This window comes from Micromonospora sp. NPDC023956 (assembly GCF_040639195.1).
In the GTDB taxonomy this organism is placed as follows: domain Bacteria; phylum Actinomycetota; class Actinomycetes; order Mycobacteriales; family Micromonosporaceae; genus Micromonospora.
Map to the genome: position 1 here is coordinate 22621 of NZ_JBEZZN010000022.1, position 13554 is coordinate 36174.

Below are 13554 nucleotides of genomic sequence, written 5' to 3' on the forward strand. Positions count from 1 at the left end.
GCGTGGACACCGGCCCCGGGCGGCTCCGCGAACGGCCGTCCGGGGCCCTCTCGTGCGGCGGCGCCGCACCCGGCATGATGACGGTCATGCGCCTGGTCTCCCTGCTCCCCTCGGCCACGGACATCGTCTACGCGCTCGGCCTCGGCGACGACCTGGTCGGCGTGACCTTCGAGTGCGACGTGCCCCCGGCCGACCGGGCCGGCAAACTCGTGGTGGTCGGCGGACGGGACACCCGGGGCATGACCCCGGGCGAGATCGACGCGTACGTCCGGGCGCAGCGGGCCGCCGGGGCGGATCTCTACACCCTGCACGCCGACGCGCTGGCCGGGCTGGACCCGGACCTGGTCCTCACCCAGGACCTGTGCCGGGTCTGCGCGCTCCCGGCGGGGCAGCTCACCGAGGCGATGGACCACCTGGGCTGCCGCGCCGACGTGCTGTCGCTGGATCCGTACACCCTCGACGAGGTGCTCGGCACGATCCTCGCGGTCGGGCGGGGGGCCGGTGTGCCCGACCGGGCGGAGGCCCTGGTGGACGCGCTGCGCAGCCGGCTCGCGGCGGTGGCGACGACGGTCGCCGGCCGGCACCGCCCCCGGGTGGCGGTGGTGGAGTGGGTGGACCCGCCGTTCGCGGCCGGGCACTGGATCCCCGACCTGGTCTCGGCCGCCGGGGGCGAGCCGGTGGCCGCCCACCCGGGCGGGCGGTCGACGCCGACGACCTGGGCCGCGCTGACCGACGCCGCACCGGAGGTGGTGCTCGTCGCGCCGTGCGGCTTCGACCTGGCCGGCGCCACCCGGCAGGCGGAGCAGGTCGCGTCCCGGTTTCCCGGGGCGGCGGTGTGGGCCATCGACGCCGACGCCCTCGTGGTGCGTCCCGGCCCCCGGCTGGTGGACGGCGTCGAGGCGATCGCCGCGATCCTGCACCCGGACGTCGTAGCCCCCTCCCCCGCCGGCACGACCGCCCGGCTGGCCTGACCCCGGCAGCCGCCACGAGTGCGGGTGCGTCTCCCCGCCCACCCGGCGCTGAGTTCGGGTACTCACGCGCCGCCGGTCCGGGCCGGATGTACTACCCGACATGGAACCGTCGCCGTCGACCCGCCGCCGGGCCGGTGCCGTGGCGCTGCTGACCGTGCTCTGGCTGTTCACGTCGCTGCTGTTGCTGGGCTGGACCTTCGCCATCGGCCTGGAGGGCTGGGCCGAGCACCACGGCGGCGGGGGCGGCCCGGCGGAGACCAGCCGACGGGGCAACCTGGCGCTGCTGGCGCTCTACCTGACCGCCGCCGGTGGCCCGGTCGTGATCGCCGTTGTCGCGTTCGCCGGACGGCTGGTGCGCACGGGCGCGGTCTACCTGTCCCTGGCGCTCGTCCTCGGCGCGCTCGGGCTGCCGCTCGGGGCGGCTGCCGTCCGGGAGCTGGCCCCACCGCCGCCGGTACCGTCCGGGCCGGTTGGCTGCCAGGAACACAGCGGCGGCGACTCGCGCTGCCCGGGCGGCTGACCCGACCCGGAACACCTCCCGCTCCCACCGCCGGGGTGTCGGACGGGTCTGCCATCATCGTGGGCGATGACCGCCGTACCGCCCGCCCCGGCCACCGCACCCGTGCGGGGCGCGACGCTGGAGGCGGTGCTCGAACGGGTCACCTACGTCAACGAGGAGACCGGCTACACGATCGCCCGGGTGGCCACCGACCGGTCCGGCACCGACCTGCTCACCGTGGTCGGGCCCCTGCCCGGCGTGCAACCCGGGGAGCGGCTGCGGATGGTCGGCCGCTGGGGGTCGCACCCGAAGTACGGCCGCCAGTTCGAGGTGCACAGCTGCACCAGCGTGCTGCCGGCCACCGTGCAGGGCATCGAGCGGTACCTCGGCTCGGGGCTGATCAAGGGGATCGGGCCGAAGATGGCCGCCCGGATCGTCGCCGCGTTCGGCGCACAGACCCTGGACGTCATCGAGCACGAGCCGGGCCGGCTGATCGAGGTGCACGGCCTCGGCCGCAAGCGCACGGCGGCGATCGGCACGGCCTGGCAGGAGCAGAAGTCCATCAAGGAGGTGATGGTCTTCCTCCAGGGTGTCGGCGTCTCCACCTCGCACGCCGTGCGGATCTACAAGGAGTACGGCGACAACGCGATCTCGGTGGTGCGCAACGAGCCGTACCGGCTCGCCGCCGACGTGTGGGGCATCGGCTTCCGGACGGCCGACAGCATCGCCCAGGCGGTCGGTATCCCGCACGACAGCCCGCAGCGGGTGCAGGCCGGCATCCGGTACACCCTCTCCGAGGCCGCCGACAACGGGCACTGTTACCTCCCCGAACCGAACCTGCTCACCGACGCCGCCACCATCCTGGAGGTGCCGGCGCCCCTGGTCGGCGAGGCCCTGACCGCGCTCGCGGCCGACGAGGGGGTCATCCGGGAGGCGGTGCCGAACCCGTCCGGCGACGGCGGCACCATCCCGGCGGTGTACCTGGTGCCGTTCCACCGGGCCGAGTCGGCGCTCGCGGCGAGCCTGGTCCGGCTGCTGCGCGACCCGGCCGACCGGATGCCGGCCTTCGCGGCCGTGGACTGGGGCCGGGCGCTGGCCTGGCTGCGGGCCCGGACCGGTGCGGACCTGGCCCCGGAGCAGGAGCAGGCGGTACGGCTGGCGCTCACCTCGAAGGTCGCCGTGCTCACCGGCGGTCCGGGCTGCGGCAAGTCGTTCACCGTCCGGTCGGTGATCGAACTGGCCACCGCGAAGAAGGCGAAGATCGTGCTGGCCGCGCCGACCGGACGGGCCGCGAAACGGCTGACCGAGCTGACCGGGCAGCCGGCCACCACCGTGCACCGGCTGCTCCAGCTCCGGCCGGGCGGGGACGCCGCGCACGACCGGGACAATCCGCTCGACGCCGACCTGGTGGTGGTGGACGAGGCGTCGATGCTCGACCTGATCCTGGCCAACAAGCTGGTCAAGGCGGTGCCCGCCGGGGCACACCTGCTGCTGGTGGGCGACGTCGACCAGTTGCCCTCGGTGGGCGCGGGTGAGGTGCTGCGGGACGTCCTGGCCGCCGACGCCGTCCCCCGGGTCCGGCTGACCCGGATCTTCCGGCAGGCGCAGGAGTCCGGCGTGGTGGTCAACGCGCACCGGATCAACGCGGGCCAGGCCCCGACCTTCGAGGAGTACCCGGACTTCTTCCTCTTCCCCAGCGACGAACCGGAGGTCACCGCCGAGCAGGTGGTGGAGATCGTGGCCCGGCGGATCCCGCGCCGCTTCGGCCTGCACCCCCGCGACGTCCAGGTGCTCACCCCGATGCACCGGGGACCGGCCGGCGCGGGCAACCTCAACGCGCTGCTGCAACAGGCGCTCGCGCCGCACCGGGAGGGCGCGCCGGAGCGGCGGCACGGGTCGCGGGTGTTCCGGGTCGGTGACAAGGTCATCCAGATCCGCAACAACTACGAGAAGGGGGCGGCCGGCGTCTTCAACGGCACCGTCGGCTCGGTGGTCGCCATCGACCCGGACGAGCAGACGCTGACCGTCCGCACCGACGAGGACGAGGACGTCGGGTACGACTTCCACGAGCTGGACGAGTTGCAGCACGCGTACGCCATCACGGTGCACCGGTCGCAGGGCAGCGAGTACCCGGCGGTGGTGGTGCCGGTGACCATGGGGTCGTACATGATGTTGCAGCGCAACCTGCTCTACACCGCCGTCACCCGGGCCCGGAAGCTGGTCGTGCTGGCCGGTTCCCGCAAGGCGCTGGCGATCGCCGTGCGGACGGCGGGCACCGGCCGCCGGCACACCGCGCTGACCCACCGGATCACCGGCTAGCGGTTCCCGCCCCGGGCGGCGCGACCGGGGCGCGTTCCGCGCGGCGCGCCGGCCGTGAGGTCGGTCAGCTCCGCCCGTCGGCGTCCAGCCGGCGCAGCACCCGGTCGGCGAGACGCTCCAGTGTGCGCAGGTCCTCCCGGTCGGCCTGGTCGAGGAAGAACTCCCGGACGGTCGCCACGTGGCCCGGAGCGGCGGCCTCGATGGCCTCCCGCCCGGCGGGGGTGAGCACCACGAAGGCGCCCCGTCGGTCACCCGGGCAGCCCTCCCGGTCGACCAGGCCCCGGCGCTGCATCCGGCTCAGGTGGTGGGAGAGGCGGCTCTGCTCCCACTCCAACTGCTCCTGGAGGGCGAACGGCCGCAGCCGCCCCTCGTCGGCGTCGGTGAGCGCCACGAGCACCTCGTAGTCGGCGAGGGAGAGGCCGGAGTCCTGCTGCAACTGCCGCCCCAGGTGGGCGGTGAGTCGGTTCTGCATCTGCAGGTAGGCCCGCCAGGCGCGCTGTTCGTCGTCGTCGAGCCATCGGGTCATGCGTCCACCCTACCAGTGATGGATGACACATCATTAAGGGAATGGATGACGGGTCATGTAGGTTGAGGCAGACGTAAATGACACATCATCAAGTCCCCAGGAGGACATCATGACCGCTCCGACCGCCGAACTCGCCCAGCTCACCGGCGTCTACGCGATCGACCCGAGCCACACCCGGATCGGCTTCGTCGCCCGCCACGCGATGGTGACCAAGGTCCGGGGCGCGTTCAACGACTTCGAGGGCCGGGTGGTCTTCGACGGCGACGACCCGGGCGCGACCTCGGTGACCGTCACCATCCAGGCGGCCAGCATCGACACCCGCAACGCGCAGCGCGACGAGCACCTGCGCAGCAACGACTTCCTCGCCATGGAGACCCACCCGGAGATCACCTTCGTCTCCACCGCGTTCCGGCAGACCGGCGCGGACACCTTCGACCTGACCGGCGACCTCACCGTCCGGGGCGTCACCCACCCGGTGACCGTCCCCTTCACCTTCGAGGGCGCGGCCACCGACCCGTTCGGCAACGTGCGGGTCGGCTTCGAGGGCGCGGTGACCATCAACCGCCGCGACTACGGGGTGACCTGGAACGCCGCCCTGGAGACCGGTGGCGTCCTGGTCAGCGACAAGATCGTCCTCGAGTTCGAGATCTCCGCGATCAAGCAGTCCTGACCGGTGGGGCGCGCCGCAGCGGCGGCGCTCCCCCGCCCGTCCCCCGACCGACCCCCGCTCACCCACCGACCGACCCGCAGTGGAGAGGACCTCCCGTGAGCACCCTGCTGACCCCCCGCGTCGACATCCGCCGGGCCGAGGAACGGTTCGTCACCGAGACCGGCTGGCTGGACTCGAAGCACTCCTTCTCCTTCGGCCACCACCGCGACCCGGCGAACACCCACCACGGCCTGCTCCTGGTCAACAACGACGACATCGTCACGCCGGGCACCGGTTTCGACACCCACCCGCACCGGGACATGGAGATCGTCACCTGGGTGCTGCGGGGCTCGCTGGTCCACCAGGACTCCACCGGCCACTCCGGGGTGATCTATCCGGGCCTGGCCCAGCGGATGACCGCCGGGCGCGGCATCCTGCACTCGGAGAAGAACGACTCCTGGCGCATCGAGGGCGAACGGCACACCGAGCCGGTGCACTTCGTCCAGATGTGGGTGGCGCCCGACGAGACCGGCCTGACCCCCGGTTACGAACAGCTCGAGATCGACGACGACCTGCTCGGCGGCGCTCTGGTCCCGGTCGCGTCCGGGATGGAGCGGCACGACGGGGAGGCCGCGATCCGGATCCGCAACCGGTACGCCGCCCTGTACGCGGCCCGGCTCGAACCCGGCGGGAGCGTGCCGCTGCCCGACGCGCCCTTCCTGCACCTCTTCGTGGCGCGGGGCGCGGTGGAGCTGGAGGGCTCCGGCCGGCTGGGCACCGGTGACGCCGTACGCTTCACGGCCGGCGGCGGACACCGGGTCACCGCCACCGAACCCGCCGAGATCCTGGTCTGGGAGATGCACGCCACGATCGCCGGCTGACCCCGGCCCGACCCACGCTCCCCCGACCCGGCCGGACCGCCTCCGGCCGGGTCGGGGCCGTCGACAGCAAGGAACGCACCATGACGCACCCCAAGCGGGCCGACACCTCCGCGCCGCTGCACCCGCTGCTCGCCGAGCGGTGGAGCCCCCGCAGCTTCGACCCCCACCACCGGCTCGACGACGCCGACCTGCACCCGCTGCTGGAGGCGGCGCGCTGGGCGCCCTCGGCGAACAACAGCCAGCCGTGGCGGTTCCTCGTCACCCGGCGCGACACCGACGACTTCACCCGGCTGCACGCGGCCCTCAACCCGGGCAACCAGACCTGGGCCGGCGCGGCGAGCGCGCTGCTGCTGGTGGCCGCCCACACGGTCGACGAGGCGGGCCGGCCCCGGCCGTACGCGCTCTACGACACCGGTCAGGCCGTCGCGCACCTGGCCGTGCAGGCCCAGGCGCACGGGCTGGCCATGCACCAGATGGGCGGGTTCGACGCCACCGCGGTACGGGACGCCTTCGGGCTCGACCCGGCACTCACCCCGGTCGTGGTGGTCGCCCTGGGCCGGGTGGACGCGCCGGACCGGCTGCCCGCCCCGCTCGCGGACCGGGAACGGACGCCGCGTGCCCGGCACGCGCTGGACTCCCTGCTGCTCTCCCCGGCCCCGGAGCCCGCTTCCGCCTGAGCGGTGCCGCCGAGCGGGCGAAGGGGTCCCGCGTTCAGGCCGTCAGGTAGTCGACCGGCACCGCGTCGGTCAGCCAGACGCCGTTGGCGCTGCGGTAGAAGACGTGCCCGTCGCGGGCCATCGCCGCGGCGTCCACGGTGAGCACCACCACCGGGCCGCCCCGGCGGGCGCCGACCCGCCGGGCGGTGTCGACGTCCGAGGACAGGTGCACGTGGTGCCGGCCGCCCCGGTGCAGCCCGGTGGCCAGGATGGAGTCCACCGCCGCCCGACCCGTTCCGTGGTAGAGGTGGTCCGGGGGCGCGGCCGGGGTGAGCCCGAGGTCGACCGGGATGGAGTGCCCCTGACTGGCCCGGATCCGCTCGACACCGTCCGGGCCCCGGTCGAGGGCGAAGCGCTGCTTGTCGTTGCCGAGGACCACCGCGTCGAGTTGGACCCGGGTCATCCGCATCCCGGCGAGGAGGTCGGCGACCGGCACCCAGCCGCCCCGGTCCGGCGTGAGGCCGAAGCGTCCGGGTTCGTGCCGCAGGGCCAGTGACATCCGCTTGCTCAGCCGTACCAGGTCGCGATGATCCACACCGGCATTGTCACCGGAGAACGCCGTCGAGACCCACCGGTTTATCACCGGCCGCGCGCACCGGACCCGAGGCGACCACCGCTCCCGACCCGCGCCGACCGGAGCACCAGCGGTGACCGGCGGTGCCGACCATCCGTTCCCGATGCCGGCGCAGGCCCGCCACCTGCGGAGGTGTTCGGTCCCACCGCACGGGGCCACCCCCGTCGCGGCTAGACTGAAACACCGTTCCACATCTAGGAGGCCTGATGGTGCCCCGCTCCTGGCTGTACGTTCCCGGCCACTCCCCCCGCATGCTCGCCAAGGCGGCCGGCACCGGCGCGGACGCGATCATCGCGGACCTGGAGGACGCCGTGCCCCCGGCGGAACGACCGGCCGCCCGGACGGCGGTCGCCGACTGGCTCGACACCGGGGTCGGGCACGACGTCGCGGCCTGGGTACGGGTTTCCCCGGACGCCCTCGACGAGGACGTGGCCGCAGTGGTCCGCCCCGGGCTCGCCGGGGTGGTGGTGGCGAAGGTCGACGATCCGGCGCTGCTGACCCGGCTCGACGCCCTGCTCGCCGCCCTGGAGACGGAACGCGGCCTGCCGCGCGGGGCGATCGCCGTCTCGCCCCGGGTCGAGTCGGCACGTGGCCTGCGCCGGATCGACGCGGTCGCCGCCGCGCCCCGGGTGCTGCTGCTCGGGCTCGGTGAGGCGGACCTCAGCGCCGACCTCGGGATGCGCCCCGGTCCGGACGGGCTGGAGCTGCTGCCGGCCCGGTTCGAGGCGGTCGCCGCGTCGGCCGCCGCCGGCCTGGCCCCGCCGGTCGGCCCGGCCACCGTGGACTACCGGGACCTCGAGAAGCTGCGCACCTCGACAGCCGCGCTGCGGCGGCTCGGCTTCGGTGGTCGAACCGCCATCCACCCGGCCCAGGTGGCGGTGATCAACGAGGTGTTCACCCCCACCGCCGACGAGGTCGCCACGGCCGAGCGGATCGTCGCGGCGTACGCCGCCGGAGACGGCGGCGCGGTGGCCGTGGCGGGCACCGGAACCATGGTGGACGAGGCGGTCGCCCGGTCCGCCCGCGCCGTGCTGGACCGGGCGCGCCGCTGACCGACGGGTTGGTGACTCGTTCCACTGAACGGATCGATGTTGCGCTGAGCGGTCCGCCGGCTTAGCCTGAGCCCAGTGGCTAGGAGGTTGCGCACATGACCCATGACCTGCTCATCACCAACGCGCGGGTGGTCCGACCCGGCACGGACGAGCCCGTCCCGGCGGCCATCGCGATCAGCGACGGCACCATCACGGCGGTCGGTCCGGAGCTGGACCCGGCCGACGCGCGCGAGGTGGTCGACGCCGGGGGCCGGCTCGCCTTCCCCGGCGCGGTCGACGGGCACCAGCACTGGGGGATCTACAACCCGTTGGACGTCGACACCGCCAGCGAGTCCCGGGCGTCGGCGCAGGGTGGGGTCACCACCGGGCTGACCTACATGCGGACCGGGCAGTACTACCTCAACCGGGGCGGCAGCTACGCCGAGTTCTTCCCCGAGGTGCTGCGGCTGGCCGAGGGGCGGGCGTACGTTGACTACGCCTTCCACCTCGCCCCGATGCAGGCCGGACACATCGACGAACTCGGTCAGCTGGTGGACGAGTTCGGGGTCACCTCGTTCAAGATCTTCATGTTCTACGGCTCGCACGGGCTGCACGGCCGCTCCGCCGACCAGGCGTCGTTCCTGATGACCCCGCCCGGCGAGCGGTACGACCTGGCGCACTTCGAGTTCGTCATGCGCGGCGTGCAGCGGGTCCGGGACGAGCGGCCCGAACTGGCCGACGCGATCAGCCTCTCGCTGCACTGCGAGACGGCCGAGATCATGGCCGCGTACACCAGGATGGTCGAGGAGGCCGGCGAGCTGAAGGGGCTGGCCGCGTACAGCGCCTCCCGTCCGGCACACTCCGAGGGGCTGGCCATCACCATGGCCGCCTACCTGGCCCACGAGACCGGCCTACCGGCGATCAACCTGCTGCACCTCTCCGGCGGGAAGGCCATGGAGTCGGCACTGCGGATGGCGGAGGCGTTCCCGCACGTGGACTTCCGCCGCGAGGTGACCATCGGCCACCTGATCGCCACCTACGACACCGCCGCCGGGCTGGGCGGCAAGGTCAACCCGCCGCTGCGGGCCGAATCCGACCGGCAGGCACTCTGGCGCGCCGTGCTCGCCGGGCAGGTCGACTGGGTCGTCTCCGACCACGCCTGCTGCCGCGACGAGGCCAAGTTCGGCACCGACCGGGACGACGTCTTCCTGGCCAAGTCCGGCTTCGGCGGCGCGGAGTACCTGCTCCCCGGGCTGATCACCGAGGGCCGCCGGCAGGGGCTGCCGCTGGGCCGGGTCGCCGAACTGGTCTGCGCCAACCCGGCGAAGCGGTACGGCCTCTGGCCCCGCAAGGGCGACCTGGCCGCCGGCTTCGACGCGGACGTCGTCCTGGTCGACCCGGACCGCACCTGGACGGTACGGGCCGAGGAGAGCGAGTCCACCCAGGAGTACACCCCGTTCGAGGGGTTCGAGCTGACCGCCCGGGTCGACGACGTGTGGCTGCGCGGACGGCGCATCCTCCGCGACGGCACCGTGGTCGGCGATCCGCAGGGCGAGTACCTGCGGCGTCCGCTCGCCGGCTGACCCGCTGACCGGGAGTGTCTCTGCCCGGCAGGCGAGCCGGTCCGGCCCTAGGCGAGCACCCCGGCGTCAACGCGTCCTACTCCCCCGAGGGCCGCGGCCCAACCCTGCTGCGCGGGCGGTCGACATCGGCATCGCCGTCGCCTCCCCGGCCGGGCTCATGGTGCCGGTGATCCGCGATGCCGACCGGACGTCGGTCACGGCGATCATCGACCCACCCCGAGGGGCGATCCTCGCCGTCGGTGCCGCGGCACCGGAGCCCACGCTCTCCGGGAAGATCCTGGAAGCGCGGCACCGGATGCGATACACGCTTACCGCCGACCACCGCGTCATCGACGGCGCTCTGGCCGCGCAGTTCCTCGCCACCCGCACCGACCTGCTCGAGCATCCGCTGCGGATCGTGGCGTGACCAGCGTCGTGGCGTGACCGGGATCGTGGTGACCGCATCGACCGGTCAGATCGGCTCGCGGACTCTCACTCCACCGCTCCGGGCCGGGGACGACGTGGTCGGTTGCCTCCCGCCGCCGCACGCCACTCACCACCCCTACGGGCGCGGCAGCGCGTGGGGGTGGTGTCACCACAAGCCAGAGGGCCGTGGTGACCGCGAGTCCAGGTTGATTCGAGATCATGAGTATGTGGTTGACCGCCGCCGTTGACGGGGCCGGCTGGTCTAGCCCAGTATCTTGGTGAGTCGCTACCTGCCACCGACTCCAGTCATGATCCCCAAGTGCCTAGGAGAACGCCCATGCGAAGCAGCTACCGTCGGGGACGCTGGCGCTTTTCACGCCCAGTGGCCGGCTGCGTGTTCGCCTCGCTTCTCGGTGCGGTCGCGCTGTTCGGCTCTCCGCCCGTGGCCAGTGGCGCCGCAGCCACCCCGCCGCTCAGTCCCCAGCCACGGGAAGTGTCCGTTACCGGGACCCCGCTCGACCTACCGGCCGCTCTGACGGTTGTTCGTGGCGCAGCCGCTGACCGGCCGGCCGTCGACGCCGTGGTGGCTGCCTTCGCCGCGCACCACACGAACGTCACCGTCACCGGCACCGATCCGGGTGCCGGAACGACCGTTTACGTCGGCGGAACGCAGGAGACGCCCGCCAGCGCGGCGGCCCTGAGCGCAATCGGTGTCACCGCGCCGAGCACCTTGCCGGATGAGGGTTATCTGCTGGCCAGCGGTACGGACTCCGCCGGCAGGCAGCGGGTCGTGCTCTCCGGCGGCCAGAAGGTGGGCACCTTCTACGCCGCACAGACCCTGAGACAGCTCCTGACGTCGGACTCTTCCGGCGCGGCGATCGCGCGGGTCACGATCAAGGACTGGCCGGCCTTCACATTCCGCGGCGGGATGGACTCGGCCAACCCCCCACCCCCAGGGGTGGCCCGGTGGACGAAGGCCGACCGGCTGGAACAGGTGGAGGTCCTCGCCCGGAACAAGATGAACCGCTTCTTCTACGGGCCCGCGGCTGACCCGCGCACGGGGGGTAGCGGAAGCAACAACTGGCGTACCCCGTACACGGACACGGAACTCGGCGAACTGCGGGAAGTCGTCACCAGGGCCAACAGCCTGCATGTCGCGTTCGTCTACCGGATCTCGCCCGAGATGCCGCTGGACCAGGGCAGCGGCATCTGCCACTCCTCCGCCACGGAGCGCAACACCCTCCTCTCCCGGCTCGACCAGATGTACCAGATCGGGGTCCGGCACTTCGTCATCGCCTGGGACGACGTCTTCCCGACGCGGCCGTTCTCCTGCGTCAGCGACGGCCAAACATACGGAACCGGGGTCACGGCGTGGGCTCGGGCACAGGCCGACGTCACGAACTTCGTCCAGACGAACTTCGTCCGAGCCCGCGCAGGCATGGGCCAGCTGTACACGGTCAGCAGCGAGTACGCCGGGATGGCGGTCAGCAGCTACCGGACCGAGTTCGACACTCGGCTCGACACCGCCGTGGGCGTGTACTGGACCGGCCCCGAGGTGCTGTCGCCGGTTATCACCCGGAAGAACCTCGACGACGCACAGTTGGCGTTCCCCCGGCACCGCCTCGCCATCTGGGACAACTTCCCGGTCAACGACCAGGTCTGGGACCGACTCCAGATGGGCCCGCTGGTCGGGCGCGAGGCTGCGCTCTCCGCTGCTCCAGGAATCCTGTTCAACGAGATGACCCAGCAGGGCCCCTCGCAGCTGCCCCTGCTCACGGCCGCCGACTTCGCCTGGAATCCGGGGCACTACCAGCCGGAGGACTCCTGGTCCCGCGCCATCAACACCCTCGGTGGGCCGAAGGCCAGCCAGCTGCGGACCTTCGCCGAGATCAACCGCTCGTCCGTCATCGACCACACCGACTCGGTGGCGCTGGCCGATGCCATCAGGAGCTTCCGCAGTGCCCTCCGTACGGGGAGCGGGGTGGACAACGCCGCCGCCGTACTCAAGCAGAGGCTTTCTGCTCTCAGGGCGGCCAGTACGGACCTGCAAACCATGAACACCGGCCTGACGACCGGAGCGGGACCATGGTTGCAGCAGACGGTGCGCCTCGCGGACGCGGCGACTCGCGCCGTGGATCTCCTGACCGCCGAGCGCGCCGGACAGACCACCATTGCCAACAACCTTCGCCAGGAGCTTCGTAACCTCCTTCCCGCCATCGCCTCCCGTCCGGAGTCGGTGGCGCACGGCGTGCTCCACCCGCTGGTGACCTTTGCGCTGCGCCGGGGCGTCGACAGCGTGGATCTGAGCGGAGACGGGCGCTCCGACGTGCTGGCTGTCATGGCAAACGGCACGCTGAACGCGTACGAGAACCTGCGCACCACGGTGAACTGGCCGGAGCTGGGCCCCACCCAGACGGTCGGGTACGAGTGGTCGGCCACGCAGCTGCCCATCGTCGGTGATCTCGACGGTGACCGGCTCGCGGACCTGCTGACAGTGACCAGCACCGGGACCTTGATGCAGTTCAGGAACACCGGGTCCTTCACAGCTGGCATGTTCGCGGCAGGCGTCCAGGTGGGCGGCGGCTGGCAGGGGATGCTGGCGGTACACCTGAGTGACCTCGATGACGACGGGCGCGCCGACCTGCTGGGAATGTTCCCGGACGGCACGCTCAAGGCATTTCGTAACACCGGCATGAACAACGGTGCCGTCACCTGGGGTCCGGCCATCCAGGTCGGCCAGGGGTGGAGCACCGCCGAGCGTCCCGTCGTCGGTGATCTCACGGGTGACGGAAGAGCCGACCTGGTGTCCATCAAGTCCGACGGATCGCTGTGGCACTACCTGAACACCGGCAGCTTCACCGGAGGGATGTTCGCTGCCGGTCAACGGGTCGGTGAGGGCTGGACCGGTCACCTGGCCGTGCACGTCGTCGACCTCGATGGCGACGGACCTGCGGATGTGCTCGGTGTCCTGGCGGACGGGACGCTTGCTGCCTTCCGCAACCAGGGCGTGACGAACGGACGTGCCAGCTTGGGGCCCCGAGCAGCTGTGGGCCAGGGTTGGAACGCCAACATGCTGCCCGTCCCGACCGACCTGAGCGGGGACGGTCGCGCCGACCTGGTCTCGATCGACGGTGCGGGCAGGCTCTTCACGAACATCAACGCAGGACGCTTCGCGAGCGGGTTGATGTTCCCGACGACGGCAGCACACGGCCCAGGATGGCAGGGAACCCTGTTCCTTCGCTGACGGAGCTGCCTGAGCCGGGGCAGTGCCGACGGGTTCCATGCGTCGCGGCGACGCACCGCCCGGCCCGGGTGGCGGGGTGCAGCTCGAACGAGCTGCACCCCGTGGCCACCCTGAGGACCGCCGTGGCCACCCTGAGGACCGCCGGGGCCCTTGGTG

Annotated in this window: 12 protein-coding genes; 10 read left to right on the top strand and 2 right to left on the bottom strand. The window is 72.5% G+C overall.

Going from position 1 to position 13554, the window contains the following annotated elements; all coding sequences use genetic code 11:
* The first annotated feature begins 86 nt into the window (after positions 1 to 86).
* From AB0F58_RS27910 to AB0F58_RS27920, 3 genes are all read left to right on the top strand, one after another.
* Positions 87 to 971: an ABC transporter substrate-binding protein gene (locus AB0F58_RS27910; protein ID WP_357149128.1), complete on the top strand. Its 885-nt coding sequence runs from the start codon at positions 87 to 89 to the stop codon at positions 969 to 971.
* Positions 972 to 1071: 100 nt separating this feature from the next.
* Positions 1072 to 1491, top strand: a complete 420-nt coding sequence (locus AB0F58_RS27915; RefSeq protein WP_357149131.1) for a DUF6234 family protein — start codon at positions 1072 to 1074, stop codon at positions 1489 to 1491.
* Between the two features lie 66 nt (positions 1492 to 1557).
* Positions 1558 to 3789 carry an ATP-dependent RecD-like DNA helicase gene (locus AB0F58_RS27920; RefSeq protein WP_357149133.1) on the top strand — a complete coding sequence of 744 codons (2232 nt, stop codon included), beginning with the start codon at positions 1558 to 1560 and terminating at the stop codon, positions 3787 to 3789.
* Between the two features lie 64 nt (positions 3790 to 3853).
* Here the strand turns inward: AB0F58_RS27920 and AB0F58_RS27925 are convergent, their stop codons facing one another.
* Positions 3854 to 4315 (bottom strand): MarR family winged helix-turn-helix transcriptional regulator, encoded by a 462-nt coding sequence (locus AB0F58_RS27925; RefSeq protein ID WP_357149136.1) that lies wholly within the window; start codon positions 4313 to 4315, stop codon positions 3854 to 3856.
* Positions 4316 to 4424: 109 nt separating this feature from the next.
* Between AB0F58_RS27925 and AB0F58_RS27930 the strand changes: the two genes are divergently transcribed.
* The 3 genes from AB0F58_RS27930 (at position 4425) to AB0F58_RS27940 (ending at position 6522) form a co-directional block, all read left to right on the top strand.
* On the top strand, positions 4425 to 4985 hold the full coding sequence (locus AB0F58_RS27930; protein ID WP_357149139.1) for a YceI family protein: 561 nt from the start codon (positions 4425 to 4427) through the stop codon (positions 4983 to 4985).
* Positions 4986 to 5080: 95 nt separating this feature from the next.
* The gene (locus tag AB0F58_RS27935) at positions 5081 to 5845 is read left to right on the top strand and encodes a pirin family protein (protein WP_357149141.1); all 765 of its coding nucleotides are present in this window, start codon (positions 5081 to 5083) and stop codon (positions 5843 to 5845) included.
* 80 nt (positions 5846 to 5925) lie between these two features.
* Positions 5926 to 6522: a nitroreductase family protein gene (locus tag AB0F58_RS27940; protein WP_357149144.1), complete on the top strand. Its 597-nt coding sequence runs from the start codon at positions 5926 to 5928 to the stop codon at positions 6520 to 6522.
* 34 nt (positions 6523 to 6556) lie between these two features.
* Here the strand turns inward: AB0F58_RS27940 and AB0F58_RS27945 are convergent, their stop codons facing one another.
* Entirely contained in the window at positions 6557 to 7096 is a 540-nt protein-coding gene (locus tag AB0F58_RS27945; RefSeq protein ID WP_357149147.1) for an RNA 2'-phosphotransferase, read from the bottom strand.
* Positions 7097 to 7341: 245 nt separating this feature from the next.
* Here AB0F58_RS27945 and AB0F58_RS27950 point away from each other — a divergent pair, with 245 nt between their 5' ends.
* From AB0F58_RS27950 to AB0F58_RS27965, 4 genes are all read left to right on the top strand, one after another.
* The gene (locus tag AB0F58_RS27950; RefSeq protein WP_357149150.1) at positions 7342 to 8187 is read left to right on the top strand and encodes a CoA ester lyase; all 846 of its coding nucleotides are present in this window, start codon (positions 7342 to 7344) and stop codon (positions 8185 to 8187) included.
* Between the two features lie 95 nt (positions 8188 to 8282).
* Positions 8283 to 9749: a dihydroorotase family protein gene (locus tag AB0F58_RS27955; RefSeq protein ID WP_357149153.1), complete on the top strand. Its 1467-nt coding sequence runs from the start codon at positions 8283 to 8285 to the stop codon at positions 9747 to 9749.
* Between the two features lie 124 nt (positions 9750 to 9873).
* Positions 9874 to 10155 carry a 2-oxo acid dehydrogenase subunit E2 gene (locus tag AB0F58_RS27960; RefSeq protein WP_357149258.1) on the top strand — a complete coding sequence of 94 codons (282 nt, stop codon included), beginning with the start codon at positions 9874 to 9876 and terminating at the stop codon, positions 10153 to 10155.
* Positions 10156 to 10491: 336 nt separating this feature from the next.
* Positions 10492 to 13398 carry a beta-N-acetylglucosaminidase domain-containing protein gene (locus tag AB0F58_RS27965; protein ID WP_357149156.1) on the top strand — a complete coding sequence of 969 codons (2907 nt, stop codon included), beginning with the start codon at positions 10492 to 10494 and terminating at the stop codon, positions 13396 to 13398.
* The last annotated feature ends 156 nt before the right edge of the window (positions 13399 to 13554 follow it).

Bases quoted from the DNA above. Each gene is read 5' to 3' on its own strand.
- AB0F58_RS27910 (WP_357149128.1), top strand. From the start codon at position 87: ATGCGCCTGGTCTCCCTGCTCCCCTCGGCCACGGACATCGTCTACGCG.
- AB0F58_RS27915 (WP_357149131.1), top strand. From the start codon at position 1,072: ATGGAACCGTCGCCGTCGACCCGCCGCCGGGCCGGTGCCGTGGCGCTG.
- AB0F58_RS27920 (WP_357149133.1), top strand. From the start codon at position 1,558: ATGACCGCCGTACCGCCCGCCCCGGCCACCGCACCCGTGCGGGGCGCG.
- AB0F58_RS27925 (WP_357149136.1), bottom strand. From the start codon at position 4,315: ATGACCCGATGGCTCGACGACGACGAACAGCGCGCCTGGCGGGCCTAC.
- AB0F58_RS27930 (WP_357149139.1), top strand. From the start codon at position 4,425: ATGACCGCTCCGACCGCCGAACTCGCCCAGCTCACCGGCGTCTACGCG.
- AB0F58_RS27940 (WP_357149144.1), top strand. From the start codon at position 5,926: ATGACGCACCCCAAGCGGGCCGACACCTCCGCGCCGCTGCACCCGCTG.
- AB0F58_RS27950 (WP_357149150.1), top strand. From the start codon at position 7,342: ATGGTGCCCCGCTCCTGGCTGTACGTTCCCGGCCACTCCCCCCGCATG.
- AB0F58_RS27955 (WP_357149153.1), top strand. From the start codon at position 8,283: ATGACCCATGACCTGCTCATCACCAACGCGCGGGTGGTCCGACCCGGC.
- AB0F58_RS27965 (WP_357149156.1), top strand. From the start codon at position 10,492: ATGCGAAGCAGCTACCGTCGGGGACGCTGGCGCTTTTCACGCCCAGTG.